The organism is Pseudooceanicola sp. NS-SX8 (genome assembly GCF_057380755.1).
On the sequence record NZ_CM170819.1, the window covers coordinates 3,896,543 to 3,909,790 of the forward strand.

14 protein-coding genes are annotated in these 13,248 nt (G+C 66.3%); 5 read left to right on the plus strand and 9 right to left on the minus strand.

Annotated features, from left to right (window positions below; all coding sequences use genetic code 11):
* Positions 1-19: 19 nt before the first annotated feature.
* Both ruvA and ruvC read right to left on the minus strand, forming a co-directional pair.
* Positions 20-691 carry a Holliday junction branch migration protein RuvA gene (ruvA, locus tag AC2IR1_RS17790; RefSeq protein WP_486473306.1) on the minus strand — a complete coding sequence of 224 codons (672 nt, stop codon included), beginning with the start codon at positions 689-691 and terminating at the stop codon, positions 20-22.
* Positions 688-1,185 (minus strand): crossover junction endodeoxyribonuclease RuvC, encoded by a 498-nt coding sequence (gene ruvC / locus AC2IR1_RS17795; protein ID WP_486473307.1) that lies wholly within the window; start codon positions 1,183-1,185, stop codon positions 688-690. The genes ruvA and ruvC overlap by 4 nt, the downstream gene beginning before the upstream one ends.
* A 349-nt stretch (positions 1,186-1,534) precedes the next feature.
* On the opposite strand from ruvC, the gene AC2IR1_RS17800 reads away from it, so the two are divergent.
* Positions 1,535-1,735 carry a DUF1127 domain-containing protein gene (locus AC2IR1_RS17800; RefSeq protein ID WP_486473308.1) on the plus strand — a complete coding sequence of 67 codons (201 nt, stop codon included), beginning with the start codon at positions 1,535-1,537 and terminating at the stop codon, positions 1,733-1,735.
* Positions 1,736-1,916: 181 nt separating this feature from the next.
* On the opposite strand, the gene AC2IR1_RS17805 is transcribed toward AC2IR1_RS17800, so the two are convergent.
* The 4 genes from AC2IR1_RS17805 to AC2IR1_RS17820 all read right to left on the minus strand — a co-directional run bounded on the left by AC2IR1_RS17805 (position 1,917) and on the right by AC2IR1_RS17820 (position 6,897).
* A complete protein-coding gene (locus AC2IR1_RS17805) occupies positions 1,917-2,276 on the minus strand; it encodes a hypothetical protein (RefSeq protein ID WP_486473309.1) in 360 nt (119 codons plus the stop codon).
* Positions 2,277-2,356: 80 nt separating this feature from the next.
* Complete coding sequence (locus AC2IR1_RS17810) at positions 2,357-3,232, minus strand: 50S ribosomal protein L11 methyltransferase (protein WP_486473310.1); 876 nt, start codon at positions 3,230-3,232, stop codon at positions 2,357-2,359.
* 62 nt (positions 3,233-3,294) lie between these two features.
* The gene (locus AC2IR1_RS17815; RefSeq protein ID WP_486473311.1) at positions 3,295-4,530 is read right to left on the minus strand and encodes an MFS transporter; all 1,236 of its coding nucleotides are present in this window, start codon (positions 4,528-4,530) and stop codon (positions 3,295-3,297) included.
* A gap of 114 nt (positions 4,531-4,644) precedes the next feature.
* Positions 4,645-6,897, minus strand: coding sequence for a primosomal protein N' (locus AC2IR1_RS17820; protein WP_486473312.1), 2,253 nt, complete (start codon positions 6,895-6,897; stop codon positions 4,645-4,647).
* Between the two features lie 89 nt (positions 6,898-6,986).
* Between AC2IR1_RS17820 and fsa the strand changes: the two genes are divergently transcribed.
* The 4 genes from fsa (at position 6,987) to AC2IR1_RS17840 (ending at position 10,240) form a co-directional block, all read left to right on the plus strand.
* Positions 6,987-7,640, plus strand: a complete 654-nt coding sequence (gene fsa / locus AC2IR1_RS17825; protein ID WP_486473313.1) for a fructose-6-phosphate aldolase — start codon at positions 6,987-6,989, stop codon at positions 7,638-7,640.
* A gap of 177 nt (positions 7,641-7,817) precedes the next feature.
* Entirely contained in the window at positions 7,818-8,534 is a 717-nt protein-coding gene (locus tag AC2IR1_RS17830; RefSeq protein ID WP_486473314.1) for a DUF484 family protein, read from the plus strand.
* Positions 8,531-9,469, plus strand: a complete 939-nt coding sequence (locus AC2IR1_RS17835; RefSeq protein ID WP_486473315.1) for a tyrosine recombinase XerC — start codon at positions 8,531-8,533, stop codon at positions 9,467-9,469. Before AC2IR1_RS17830 ends, AC2IR1_RS17835 begins: the two co-directional genes overlap by 4 nt.
* 75 nt (positions 9,470-9,544) lie before the next feature.
* Entirely contained in the window at positions 9,545-10,240 is a 696-nt protein-coding gene (locus AC2IR1_RS17840; protein WP_486473316.1) for a CDP-alcohol phosphatidyltransferase family protein, read from the plus strand.
* A gap of 25 nt (positions 10,241-10,265) precedes the next feature.
* On the opposite strand, the gene AC2IR1_RS17845 is transcribed toward AC2IR1_RS17840, so the two are convergent.
* From AC2IR1_RS17845 to AC2IR1_RS17855, 3 genes are all read right to left on the minus strand, one after another.
* Positions 10,266-11,003 (minus strand): alpha/beta fold hydrolase, encoded by a 738-nt coding sequence (locus AC2IR1_RS17845; RefSeq protein WP_486473317.1) that lies wholly within the window; start codon positions 11,001-11,003, stop codon positions 10,266-10,268.
* Between the two features lie 131 nt (positions 11,004-11,134).
* Complete coding sequence (locus AC2IR1_RS17850; protein ID WP_486473318.1) at positions 11,135-11,893, minus strand: alpha/beta hydrolase; 759 nt, start codon at positions 11,891-11,893, stop codon at positions 11,135-11,137.
* An 81-nt stretch (positions 11,894-11,974) separates the two neighbouring features.
* Positions 11,975-13,234: an MFS transporter gene (locus AC2IR1_RS17855; RefSeq protein WP_486473319.1), complete on the minus strand. Its 1,260-nt coding sequence runs from the start codon at positions 13,232-13,234 to the stop codon at positions 11,975-11,977.
* Positions 13,235-13,248 lie beyond the last annotated feature (14 nt).

Consider the following 13,248-nt stretch of genomic DNA (forward strand, 5'->3'; position numbering starts at 1 on the left):
GCACCGGGGCAAGACCGGCTCATTCCTTCGGGGCCAGAAGGCGCAGCGCCGCGCGGATCAGCCCGGCCATGTCCAGCTCCGGCTGTTCGTTCAGCGCCTGCGCCACGGCCCCCGCGGCCTCCGACGGCTGGTAGCCAAGGTTGGACAGGGCGGAAAGGGCGTCGCCCTGCACATTGGCCGCAGGCTTTGGCGCGGGCGCCTTGCGCGCGGGTTTCGTTGCTGTTTCAGCAGGTTGCGCGGGCTCGACCGGTTCGATCACTTCGGCCGCGCCGCCCCCCATGGCCATGATGGAGGGGGCCTTGTCCTTCAGCTCCGCCACGACGCGCTGCGCGATCTTGGGGCCGACCCCCTTGGCCGCCTTCACCGCGTTCCAGTCGCCAAGCGCAATCGCCCGGCCGACCCCATCGGGCCCGAGTGCCCCGAGGATCGCCAGGGAGGCCTTCGCGCCCACCCCCTGCACAGAGGTCAGCAGCCGGTGCCATTCCTTCTCCGCCAGGGTCGGAAACCCGAAGAGCTGCAGGATGTCTTCGCGCACCAGCAGGTCGGTATAAAGCGCCACCGCCTCCCCCGGGCCGGGCAGGGTCGCCAGCGTGCGGTCGGAGCAGTAGACGATATAGCCCACGCCGCGCACGTCGATCAGCACATGGTCGAGGGCCTTGTAGTCGATCCGTCCGGAAAGCTTGCCGATCATGCCTGCGCCCTCAGCACCTTGGCCAGCGTGGACCCGGCGTGCCGGGCGTGGCAGATCGCGATCGCCAGGGCATCCGCCGCATCGGGCCCGGCGAACTGCACGCCGGGCAGCTGCATCTTGACCATGTGCTGCACCTGTTTCTTGTCCGCATGGCCGACACCGACCACGGTCTTCTTGATCTGGTTCGGGGCATATTCCCCGACCTCCAGCCCGAAGCGCGCCGGAACCAGCATGGCGATGCCGCGCGCCTGTCCCAGTTTGAGCGTCCCTGCGCCATCCCGGTTGACGAAGACATGTTCAACCGCCGCCGCATCGGGCTGAAAACGTTCAAATACCTCGGTCAGCGCGTCGTGCAGGGCCAGCAGCCTCTGCGCCAGGGCACTGCCCGTGCCGTGGCACACGCCGTTGCCCAGGTGCGAAATCCGGCTGCCGTCGACACGAATCACGCCCCAGCCGAGGTTCTGCAAGCCCGGGTCGATCCCCAGAATCCGCATCGTGTCGCCCCTTTCACTGCTCTCTTCCCCGGTTCATCGGGGCTTTTTAGAGAACTAGCACGAAAGGAGAACATCCGCCAAGGGCCGTTCCACCCCCGGTCACGACGCGAAATGGACGTCGGAAACGACCGAATCCGACATTTCGGCGGCTCGACACGACACCAAGGCCACAGAAATTTATGGATTTCCGAACAGAAACTTAACAATCCGACAGGCATGCAGAAATTGCATGCAGCCCATGCAAAAATGCCGATTGTTTGGGCGGAAAAAGAATTCTACCTGCGGCTCAGAACATACGAACGCGGAGACGTCAGCCGTCTCCATCCCCCGAAAGTCAAAGGATAAGACAATGACCTCTCACTACGCACGTACCGCTGCCTCCAGCTCCCTCGCACTGCCGATCGCTTCCGCAGTGAACCACCTCGTCGCCGCCGTCTCCAACTGGAACGACGCCCGCGTCACCCGCAAGGCCCTGTCCCGCCTGACCGACCGCGAACTGAACGACATCGGTCTGGTCCGCGGCGACATCGACGACGTTTCCCGCATCTAATACACCCAGCAGCCGCGGCCATCCGGCCGCAGCTTTCGGGGAAGCGAGCCGCACCGGGCAACCGGGGCGGCTTTCTTTTTGCCCGCATGAATTTGCCCGCCTGAATGCGCAAACGCGCCCTGATGGGCGCGCTGGATCACCGGCGTGCCGGGGCGGAACTGGCGTGTTTCGGCGGAAGGGGTCAGATGGACTGCAGGAAGGGGCCGATGTGGCCCGCGACGAACTCGGTCACGACATCCGGCTCCATCAGCCGGGCGACGAACTGCTCCCAGGAGGAGCCGGAGGCGAGGGTATCGCTGCGCAGGTCGTATTCGGCGGCGCCCAGACCCGCGAAGGCCAGGACCTTCATCCCGTAAAGCGCCAGGACGAGATAGCAGGCCGCGCGCAGGACAGGCCCCAGGCCACGACGCTTGCGCGCCAGCCCACGGACGCGTCCGTTGCGATCCACGTCGAACTTCATGCCACCAAGGCGGCCGGTCCCCTGCCGCTTCCGTTCAATACGGCGCAGACGGTCATCGAATTCCCGCATCGACTGCGTCATTGGTCCCTCACTTTGATCGCATCCCCTGCTTTCAAAGCTTGGTAAAAGACAATTCGGGCCGGAATGGGGCCGAAAAGGGATTAGACCTTGCGCAGGGTCAGGGTCGTCCATTCCCGGATCTGTTCCGCGTGATGCAGGGCGAAGCCGGCGGCCTCGTAGGCTTCCTGTACGGCGGGGGCCTGTTCGTTCAGCAGACCGGACAGGATCGCGTAGCCGTCACTTTCGACATTCGCCGCGATCTCGGGAGCGAGGGCGACGAGCGGCCCCATCAGGATGTTGGCGAAGACCAGGCCGTAGGGGGCCTTTTCGGCCAACAGCGGGTTGCCGAACCCGGCCGCTTCGCAGCAGACGACTTCGCCGTCCATATCGTTGGCCTTCAGGTTGGCGATGGCCACATCCACGGCGACGGGATCGATGTCGCTGGCGATCGGCGTGCCCGGCCAGATCTTGGCGGCAGCCATGGCCAGAACCGCGGTGCCACAGCCGATATCGGCCGTGCGGTCGGTCGAGAAGCCTTCGTTGTCCAGCCGGTCCAGCGCCCGCAGGCAACCGAGGGTGGTGCCGTGGTGCCCCGTACCGAAGGCCATTGCAGCCTCGATCAGCAGCGGCACTGTCGCGGCATCCTGCGGCACCTTGTCCGCATCATGGGAACCGTAGACGAAGAAGCGCCCAGCCTCGACCGGAGCGAGTTCGCGCTTCACATGGGCCACCCAGTCGGTTTCCGGCAGTTCGGAGACCGCGAAGGGGCGCGCATTGTGGATCTTCGCCAGGAGTTCGAGGCCGGCGACATCGGGCCGCTCCTCGAAATAGCCACCGACTTCCCACAGGCCGGAGCCATCTTCCATCTCGAAGATGCCGATCCCGGTGGCTTCGGGCACCAGCCCTTCCATGGCCGCGCCGAGCGCCTCGGCATCGGCCTTGGTTTCAAGGGTGGTCAGGGCGGTCCAGGTGGCCATGGGATCCTCGCGATTTGGGTTGCCAGCGGCCTAGAGCCTGCCCGCGCGGGCGTCAAGCGGGCTCATTCAGCGGCGGCAGGCAGTTTCCCGCGCGCGAAGATGGTCTCATGACCCGGTTCGGGGTGGCGCGGGATCATCAGGGCGAAGAGGAACGATACCCCCGCGAGCGCCGCCGCCAGCACGAAGACCGCCGCCGGGGAGAAAAGCCACAGGTAGCCGAGGGAGGCCGGCAGGAAGACCGCCGCGATGTGATTGATGGTAAAGGCCACCGCCGCCGTGGGCGCCATGTCCCGCGGATCCGCGATCTTCTGGAAATAGGTCTTCAGCGCCAGTGCGAGCGCGAAGAAGATGTTGTCCACCACGTAGAGGATCGAGGCCAGCACGAGCCCCCAGCCAAAGTAGTAGATCCCCCCGTAGAGGCCGAAGATGAAGACCAGCCCCGCGTATTCCGCCAGCAGCACCGGGCGTTCACCGAACCGCGAAACCGCGCGGCCCAGCAGGGGCGCCAGGAACATGTTGGACAGCAGGGTCACGAGGAAGAGCGAGGTCACCTCGTGCACGTTGAAGCCGAAGCGTTCGACCATCATGAAGCCGGCAAAGACCACGAAGATCTGCCGCCGCGCACCGGCAAAGAACTGCATCGTGTAGTAGAGCCAGTAGCGACGGCGAAGGACGAAGGTCTTTCGCTGCGGATGGGGCGCCTCGTACTGCGGGTAGGCAAAGCGCGCGAAAAGCGCGATGGCAAGGGTCGTGGCCCCGGCGATCATGTAGACCAGGTTGTAGGTCAGCCCCAGCGGATCCCAAAGCAAAACGATCAGGCCGTAGCTGACCAGGGTCGCGAAAGATCCCACGGCAAGCAGCTTGCCCAGCACCTTGGGCGCCTCTTCCCGTGTCAGCCACTGCAGTTGCAACGACTGGTTGACGGCCTCGTAGTAGTGGAAGCCCACGGAGCTGAGGAAGGTGATCACGAGGATCCCCCCAAGGGTCGGGAAGTAGGCGGTGAGCGCGGTGGATATCCCCAGCAGCATCAGCGATGTCAGCGCAAGGGTCTGCTCCCGCACGATCAGCAGCACCAGGATGACCCCGATGGACAGGAAACCCGGGATTTCCCGGATCGTGTGAAGCCAGCCGATGTCGGAGCCGTCGAAGCGCGCCACCTCGATGACGAAGTTGTTCAGCAGGGCCGACCAGGTCGCAAAGGCGATCGGCATGGCCGCGGCCATGAGAAACAGAAGGGCCTTGGGGCGCCGCCAGAACGGCAAGGACCCGGCATCGGAGAGGGGCATGGTTTTGCTCATGCAGCCCAATTAATGCTGAAAGCATGCTTTGGATAGAAAAATGACTCTGCAGGAATGCACAATTCCGCCCGGGCGACACCGGGGGTCGACTGCCCCGCGCGGAGACGTGAGGTTTCAGAAGAAGCTCTGCGGATCTATGTCGATGGAAAGGCGCAGGTTTTTCGGCAGGCGCACCCCCGCGACCCAGTCTGAAACCGCGCTTTGCAGCGCCACGCCCTTGGGCGCCTTCACCAGCATGCGCACCCGGTGCCAACCGCGAATGCGCGCGATCGGCGCCGGCGCCGGGCCATAGACGACCGCCCCCGCGCGGCGGATCGGGCCGTCATGCCGAGCCAGTTCGGTGCCGGCCGCGAAGGCCTCGTCGGGGCTTTCCGACGACAGGATGATGCCCGCCATCCGCCCGAAAGGCGGCATGTGGGCCAGGGAGCGGCTTTCGGCCTCGGCATCCCAGAACTCCTCCTCGTCCCCCGACAGGATGGCGCGGATCACCGGGTGGTCGGGCTGATAGGTCTGCATCAGCGCCTCGCCTGGGCGGTCGGCGCGCCCGGCCCGGCCTGCAACCTGGCGCATCAGCTGGAAGGTCTTCTCTGCCGCGCGCATGTCGGACCCGTGCAGGCCAAGATCGGCGTCGATCACCCCCACCAGCGTCAGCAGAGGAAAGTTGTGCCCCTTCGCCACCAACTGCGTGCCGACGATGATGTCCGCCCCGCCCGAAGCGATGGTTTCCACCGCCTGTTTCAGTGCCCGGGCAGACCCGAAAAGATCCGACGACAGCGTGGCGATGCGTGCCTCGGGGAAAAGCGCCTCGGCCTCTTCGGTCAGACGCTCGACACCGGGGCCAACGGCGGAAAGCGTGCCCTCTGCCTCGCACTTGGGGCATTTCTCCGGCGTGGGGATCGACTCGCCGCACTGGTGGCACATCAATCGTTTCAGGAACCGGTGTTCTACCATCCGGGCATCGCATTGCGGGCATTCGATCTGGTGCCCGCAGGCCCGACAAATCGTCACCGGGGCATAGCCGCGCCGGTTGAGGAACAGCAGCGCCTGTTCCCCCGCCTCGACCCGCTGCCGCACCGCCGTCTGCAGACGGGGAGAGATCCAGTGGCCCGAGGGTACCTCCTGTGCGCGCATGTCGATGGCGCGCATTTCCGGCAGAACGGCGCTGCCGAAGCGGGATTTCAGGTCGATCCGGCGGTACTTGCCCGCCTGGGCATTCACCCAGGTTTCCAGCGAGGGCGTGGCAGAGGCCAGCACGACCTGGGCCCCGGCCAGAGAGGCCCGCAGCACCGCCATGTCGCGGGCGTTGTAAAGAACCCCGTCCTCCTGCTTGTAGGAACTGTCGTGTTCTTCATCCACGACGATCAGGCCGAGGTCGCGATAGGGCAGGAAAAGCGCCGAACGCGCGCCCACGACCAGCTGCGCGCCCCCTTCGGCGACCATTTTCCAGGTGCGCCGCCGTTCGGTCATCGTCACGCCGGAGTGCCATTCGGCCGGACGCGCGCCGAAGCGTTTCTCCACCCGCGTCAGGAACTCTGCCGAGAGGGCGATTTCCGGCAACAGCACCATGGCCTGACGCCCCTTTGCCAGGGCGGCGGCCACGGCCTCCAGGTAGACCTCGGTCTTGCCGGAACCGGTGATGCCGCGCAGCAGGGTCGTGCCGTAGCTGCCCGACCGGATGCCCGCGCGCAGCTGCTCCGCCGCGCTCTCCTGTGCTTCGGTCAACTCCTTGCCAGGCAGATCCGGGTCCAGTGTCGGGAAGGGCAGATCCCGGGGGGTGTTTTCCTCCAGCACGGCGCCCTGCTTCACCAGCCCCTTGATGACGGAGGAGGTCACGCCGGCGGCATCCGACAGTTCCTTCAGGGTGAAGGACAGGCCGCCGAATTCCTCCAGCACAGCCAGGACACGGGTCCGGGCGTCCGTCATGCGATCGGGCTCCGCCTGGCCCATCCGGTACACCTTCCGCATAGAGGGCGGGTCGGTCAGCCCCGGCGCCCGCGTGGCCAGCCGCAGCATGGCAGGCATCGAGGTGAGCGTGTAATCGCCCGCGCGCTGCAGGAAGCTGCGCATCTCCTCCCGCATCGGCGGCACCGGCAGGATCGCGTTGATGCCACGCGCCTTCTTAAGGTCGAAACCGCCGCGTCCCCTGCCCCAGACCACGCCCAGCACCAAGCGCGGCCCGAGCGGCACCAGCACGTAGGCGCCATCAGCCACCCCGCCCGCAGGCGCGAGGTAATCGAGCGGTCGGTCAAGTGGCTGAGTCGTCAGCACCGACACGAGCTCCCCCTCGGCATAGTCCGCCGGGGCGTAGCTGTAGGCTGGTGTCTCGTCGAAGAGGGAGCCGGAGAAGAGTGGATCGGGATCGGCCAAGCGGCCCTCGCAGGCGGTATGGGGTTTCGGCACACCACTCTATCGGCTAAACGCGGGGCGAGACAATGCAACCCCGGGGGAACGCACTCATGAAGTTTTTCGTCGACACCGCCGACGTCCCCGCCATCGCCGAGCTGAACGAGCTGGGCATGGTGGACGGCGTCACCACCAACCCGTCGCTTATCAAGAAGTCCGGCCGTGACATCCTGGAAGTGACCAAGGAGATCTGTGACCTGGTTTCCGGTCCCGTCTCCGCCGAGGTGGTTGCCACCGAAGCAGACCAGATGATCGCCGAAGGCCGCAAGCTGCGCGAGATCGCCGAGAACATCGCCGTCAAGGTGCCGCTGACCTGGGACGGCCTGAAGGCCTGCAAGGTGCTGTCGGACGAAGGCGCGATGGTCAACGTGACGCTGTGCTTCTCGGCCAACCAGGCGCTGCTGGCCGCCAAGGCCGGCGCGACCTTCATCAGCCCCTTCATCGGCCGGCTGGATGACATCAACCTGGACGGTATGCAGCTGATCGAGGACATCCGCACCGTCTACGACAACTACAACTTCGAGACCGAGATCCTGGCGGCCTCGATCCGCACGGCGAACCACGTGGCCGAAAGCGCCCGCATCGGCGCCGACGTGATCACCGCGCCGCCCGCCGTGATCAAGGCGCTGGCCATGCACCCGCTGACCGACAAGGGCCTGGCGGCCTTCCTGTCCGACATCGCGGATGCGGGCATCAAGATCCTGTAAGCCTTCGAGAGAGGCTTTGGCGCACCCGCCCGCAAGCGGGTGCGCTTTCCTTTTGCGACGGGTACACGCAAAGCGGTGCCGAAACGTCGCAACTTCGCTCAGCCTTCCCAGAAAAGGCGCGAAAACCCCCGGCCGGTCTGCTACCATCCGGGAAAACGACAAGACCCCGAGGCAGGCATGAACACGACTTCCGGCAAACCGGAGCTGGACCGCAAGCTGCGCGAACACGTGCTGGAGCGGCCCGATTTCATTCTCGACGATACCGACATGATGAAGGCCCTCGTCGCGGCCAATGAAAAGAGCATGGGCGGCAATATCGTCGATCTGCGCGGCATCGCCATGGAACGGCTGGAAGCGCGCCTTGACCGGCTGGAGGATACCCACCGGTCCGTCATCGCCGCCGCCTACGAGAACCTGGCCGGCACCAACCAGATCCACCGTGCGATCATCGCGATGATGGACGGAGACGATTTTGAAACCTTCCTGAAAGATCTCGGCGGGGAAGTCGCGGACATTCTGGGGGTCGATTCCATGCACCTGGTGCTGGAAACCGCGCAGGAAAACCGCGATCCCGCGATCAACCGCCTGGGGGATGTGCTGCGGGTCGTCGATCCCGGCTATATCGCCGCCTACATGGATGGCCACCGCAGCGCCCCCGCGCGTCAGGTCATCCTGCGTCAGATCGAGGCGGGCCCGGCCGAACTCTACGGCGAAAAGGCGGAATTCACCTATTCCGAAGCCTGCCTTCGGCTGGACTTCGGGCCGGGGCGTCTGCCGGGCATGCTGCTGATGGGGTCGGAGGATCCGCATCAGTTTACCCCGCAGCAGGGCACCGATTTGCTGGCCTTCTTCGCGGGTGTCTTCGAACGGACCATGCGCCGCTGGTTGTCATGAGCCGCGACGCCGGGGGCCTGCTGATCTCTGCCGCCGCGCGGGATGCGCTGGCGGACTGGCTGGAAGGGCAATCGGCCCTGCTGGACCGCGCGGACAACACGATCGAAGCCTATCGCGGCGATGTTGCCGAATTCCTTGCCTTCCAGACCGCCCACCAGGGCGGGCCACAGGGCCTGGCACCGCTGACCCGGATCACCCTGTCGGACATGCGCGCCTGGATGGCCCATGTCAGGCAGGGCGGCTGCGGCCCCCGGTCCCTGGCCCGCAAGCTTTCGGCGGTGAAATCCTTCTACCGCTGGCTGGCCGAGAGAGAGGGCTTCGACCCGACCCCGGTTCTTGCCGCCCGTTCCCCCCGGTATCAGCGCAAGCTGCCCCGCCCGCTGTCGGTGCCGGATGCGGCGCAGATGATCGAACAGGTGGGTGAGCAGGACGCCCGGCAATGGGTTTCGGCCCGGGACATGGCGGTGCTGACACTGCTTTACGGCTGCGGCTTGCGGATTTCCGAAGCGCTCGGCCTGACCGGGGCCGACCTGCCACTGGGACAGAGCCTGCGCATCAAGGGCAAGGGCGGGAAAGAACGCATGGTGCCCCTGATCGTCCCCGCGCGGCAGGCGGTCGAGCGCTACATCGACCTCTGCCCCTGGCCGATGGAGCCTGACCGGCCGGTCTTTCGTGGCATTCGCGGCGGCCCTCTTTCGGGGACGGTGATCCGAAAGGTCATGGCCCAGGTCCGCGCGCAGATGGGGTTGCCGGCCTCGGCCACGCCGCATGCCATGCGCCACTCCTTCGCGACCCACCTGCTGAACGCCGGTGGCGATCTTCGGGCGATCCAGGAACTTCTGGGCCATGCCAGCCTGTCCACCACCCAGGCCTATACCGCCGTGGACACCGTGCGGCTGATGGAAGTGTACCAAAAGGCGCATCCCCGCAGCTGAGGCGCCTGCCTGCCCGCCTGATCCAGGCTGCGCCATCCCTTGCCTGCGCAACAGTTTTGTGACTAGGGTCACCCCATGACATCCATCAGAATGCGCGCCGTTTCCGTCCACTTGCTGACCGCCACCGGCGCGGTCTTCTCGATGCTTGCCATCATTGCCGCGGCCAACAGCCGGTGGGAGGTCATGTACCTCTGGCTGGTCGTTGCCTTTGCCGTGGACGGGCTGGATGGCCCGCTGGCGCGACGCTACGACGTCAAGACCCACGCGGCAGAGATCGACGGCGTGCTGCTGGACCTGATCATTGATTTCCTGACCTATGTCTTCATCCCGGCCTTCGCGCTTTACCAGTCCGGGCTGCTGCCGGGCTGGACCGGCTGGTTCGGCGTCCTGCTGATCGCCTTTGCAAGCTCGGTCTACTTCGCCGACACCCGGATGAAGACCGCCGACAACAGCTTCTCGGGCTTCCCGGGATGCTGGAACATGGTGGTGCTGGTCTTCTTCGCGACCGAACCGCCCTGGCCGATCATGGTGGGCGTGATCGCGGCCCTGACCGTCGCCATGTTCCTGCCGCTGAAGTTCATCCACCCGGTGCGCACCGCCCGCTGGCGCAAGCTGTCGCTGCCCATGGCCGGAATCTGGGTCCTGCTGGCCCTCTATGCGACGCTGGCGAACTTCGTCATGCCGCTCTGGTCGGAGGTGGCCCTGGTGATCGTCAGCCTCTACCTGCTCTTCGCCGGTATCGCCCAACAGGTGATCCCCCGCCGCGCCTGACCCAGCTGGTTAGGCCCCTACCCGGCTAGGCCCGTCCCTGTTGCGGGCGGAAAAGCGGCTGGCGGTCGTGGCCGAACAGCCAGTGTTCCATCGCCGCCGTCACCGCATCGGGCTGCTCCATCGGGGCAAGATGACCCGCCTCCGACAGGACGGTGATGCGGGCCCCCGGCAAGAGCTCTGCCAGAAGGGCATTGCGCCCGGCGGGCACCAGGGTGTCCTCTTCACCGAAGAGAAACAGGGACGGCAAACGGGCCCGGCGCAGGGTCGCCTGATTGTCGGGACGGCGCTGCATCGCGCGTTGCTGGCTCACGAAGTTTTCCAGCCCCAGGTGATCCCCCATCGAAAGAAACCTGCGGTGCACGTTCAGCCGGCCCGGGATCTGTGCCAGGGCGCGCACCGGCAGCGCCTCCGACAGGGCGTCTTCCAGGCGCCCGCCCCGGGCCTTGGCCACCAGAAGATCCCGCGCGGCCGCAACCTCCCGCGGTTCGGCCAGGATGGAGGCGGAGATGATCGCCAGTCGTGTCACGCGTTCGGGCGCAAGGCGCAGCATTTCCAGCGCGACCGCACCGCCGAGGCAGTGACCGGCAAGGGCAAACTTGGGTGGCAGGCGGGTGAGCAGGCGGGCGGCCATGTCCTCCACCCGGTCCGTCAGGACCGGCAGGGCCAGCACGACCACGCGGTCCAGGCCAAGGCGACAGGTCTGCGCCTCGAACAGGCGCGCATCGCAGCCAAGGCCCGGAATAAGGACCAGGGGTTCATTCATCACAAAAGTGCCGTATCGAAAATGCGGGGTGACCGGCGGGGCCGGAAAATGAAGTGGGAGACGTTAAGAGAAGCGTCGCACATCCAACCGCGATTGCAAGCCTCGCGGCACCTGCCCCCTGCGCTGCGCGGTCAGCCGCGCGCCAGCGCCTCTTCGATGGCCGTCCCGATCAGGTCGAGGCATTCCGGCGTGGAAAAGCGGTGATCCGCCCCCTTCACGAACTTCAGGTGAATATCGTCGCCCAGGGACTTTTCCAGCAACCGCAGGGCGACCGACATCTCCACGTCCGCATCGGCCGTGCCATGCAGGAAACGCACCGGGAAGGGCAGCGGTACCGGGTCCCGCAGGATCAGGTGATTGCGGCCGTCCTCGATCAGCCGCTTCGTCACGATCAGCGGCTCTCCGTATTCCGACGGCAGCGCGACCTGCTGCACCATGTCCAGCGCCAGGCGCTGCGCCTCGGTGAACCCGGCCCACATGCTGTCTTCGGTGAAATCCGGTGCGGCGGCGATGGTCACCAGTCCCGCAATGCGATCCTGCAGGCGCCGGGTCATCAGCAGCGAAATCCAGCCCCCCATGGAGGAGCCCACCAGGATCTGGGGCCCCAATGTCAGCTCCGAGATCGCGAACTCCGCATCTTCGGCCCAGTCGCCGATGCAGCCGTCGATGAAGGCTTCGGAGCTTTCACCGTGCCCGGAATAGTCGAAGCGCAGGAAGGACAGGCCGCGCGCGCGGCACCAGTCTTCCAGGAAAACGGCCTTGGTCCCCTGCATGTCGGAGGCGAAACCGCCCAGGAAAACGATCCCCGGACGCCCGTCCGCCTTCCCTGCGGTGAAGTGGTAGGCAAGGGTGCGGCCCTGCGGCGTGTCGATGCGCTGCGCGTCGGTCATGGCGATCCTGTTTGTCCCGTTTGGCGCCCCGGGGGCGCATCCCGGCCCGACCTTAGGCGCGCGCCGGGGGCAGGTGCAAGGTCAGGCCCGTTCCACTTCCTTCAGCGTGAGGGCAAGCAGACCGCCCGCCACCGCCATCACGGCGAACCCCGCAAGGGCCCAGAGGGCGGAGACCGCCGAAAGCGCACCGCCGAAAAGCCCGGTCAGCAGCAGGATCGTGCCGATCACCGTGTTCGCAACGGCGGCATAGCTGCCCCGATCGTCATCGGGCGCCATGTCCACCAGGTAGGTCGACCGGGACTGCCGGACGCCATGGTAGGCCACCATGAGCAGGAAAAGCACACCCGGACCGGCCCAGAGCGCCCCCGCGAGGCCCAGGACGGAGAGCAGGATCATCAGCGCCATGGAAAGGCCGCCCGCAACGCCCGCTACCACCATGACCTTGCGCGACGACCGGTCCGAGAAGCGACCCCAGATGTAGGAGGAAACGAACGACGCCGCCGCGGAGGCCAGCAGCATGGCGCCCAGCTGTCCCAGGACCCCCTCACCCGTCTTCTGGCTGAGCAGGACAAGGTAGGGCGGCGCCAGCGAGGTGGAGACGAGCAGGCCACGCACCAGGATGAAGCGGCGCAGTTGTGCATCACGGCTGAGGATCGCCCGGAAGGCCGGGCGCGCGGATTTCTCCACCGGGCTTTCCGACTCGTTCAACGCCGAAAAGAGCAGGGCCGCCGTCAGCCAGAGCACCCCTGCGAGCGCGATGGCAGCGCTCACCGCGCCCGCGCTTTGCAGGACGCCGGTCATCAGCAGCAGGGCGAAGGCCACCACGGCCAGGGACGCCGCCGTGCCCGCCGCGCCGGTGATCGTGCCGCGCCGGGTGCGCGCGATGGTCTTGCCCAGCACCTCCTTGAAGGAGACAGAGCAGGCCGCGCGCGACAGCGCCAGCACCGCAAGCGCCAGGCAGGTGACCAGCCCCGCGATCCAGCCCTGCAGCATCAGGCCCGCGACGGCGATGATCAGCGCCGCCGCACCTTGCAGTGCGGAGCCCGCAACCCACATCCACTTGCGATGCTTCAGGGTCTTCAGCTTCCCCGCCAGCAGGATCTGCGGCAGCAGCGCCCCGGCTTCGCGGATCGGTACCAGCGCTGCGATGAAGACCGCCGGCGCACCGAGCGCGTTGAGAAGCCAGCTCAGCACAAGCTTCGGATCGAGGAGGCCATCGCTGATCTTGGTGAAGGACAGCGCCAGAATTTCCCGCATCCCGTTGCGCGCCTCGGTCGGATCCGGTGCGGAGCCACTCCCCGTCAGGGTTCCGAAAAGACTGTGGTGCACCTGATCTGCCATGGCTTGCCTCCTTG

Excerpts from the sequence above, each read along its gene's own strand:
- AC2IR1_RS17810 (WP_486473310.1), bottom strand. The coding sequence starts at position 3,232 with ATGGCCACCTGGACCGCCCTGACCACCCTTGAAACCAAGGCCGATGCC.
- fsa (WP_486473313.1), top strand. The coding sequence starts at position 6,987 with ATGAAGTTTTTCGTCGACACCGCCGACGTCCCCGCCATCGCCGAGCTG.
- ruvA (WP_486473306.1), bottom strand. The coding sequence starts at position 691 with ATGATCGGCAAGCTTTCCGGACGGATCGACTACAAGGCCCTCGACCAT.
- AC2IR1_RS17815 (WP_486473311.1), bottom strand. The coding sequence starts at position 4,530 with ATGAGCAAAACCATGCCCCTCTCCGATGCCGGGTCCTTGCCGTTCTGG.
- AC2IR1_RS17845 (WP_486473317.1), bottom strand. The coding sequence starts at position 11,003 with ATGAATGAACCCCTGGTCCTTATTCCGGGCCTTGGCTGCGATGCGCGC.
- AC2IR1_RS17800 (WP_486473308.1), top strand. The coding sequence starts at position 1,535 with ATGACCTCTCACTACGCACGTACCGCTGCCTCCAGCTCCCTCGCACTG.
- AC2IR1_RS17850 (WP_486473318.1), bottom strand. The coding sequence starts at position 11,893 with ATGACCGACGCGCAGCGCATCGACACGCCGCAGGGCCGCACCCTTGCC.
- ruvC (WP_486473307.1), bottom strand. The coding sequence starts at position 1,185 with ATGCGGATTCTGGGGATCGACCCGGGCTTGCAGAACCTCGGCTGGGGC.
- AC2IR1_RS17840 (WP_486473316.1), top strand. The coding sequence starts at position 9,545 with ATGACATCCATCAGAATGCGCGCCGTTTCCGTCCACTTGCTGACCGCC.
- AC2IR1_RS17830 (WP_486473314.1), top strand. The coding sequence starts at position 7,818 with ATGAACACGACTTCCGGCAAACCGGAGCTGGACCGCAAGCTGCGCGAA.
- AC2IR1_RS17805 (WP_486473309.1), bottom strand. The coding sequence starts at position 2,276 with ATGACGCAGTCGATGCGGGAATTCGATGACCGTCTGCGCCGTATTGAA.
- AC2IR1_RS17855 (WP_486473319.1), bottom strand. The coding sequence starts at position 13,234 with ATGGCAGATCAGGTGCACCACAGTCTTTTCGGAACCCTGACGGGGAGT.
- AC2IR1_RS17835 (WP_486473315.1), top strand. The coding sequence starts at position 8,531 with ATGAGCCGCGACGCCGGGGGCCTGCTGATCTCTGCCGCCGCGCGGGAT.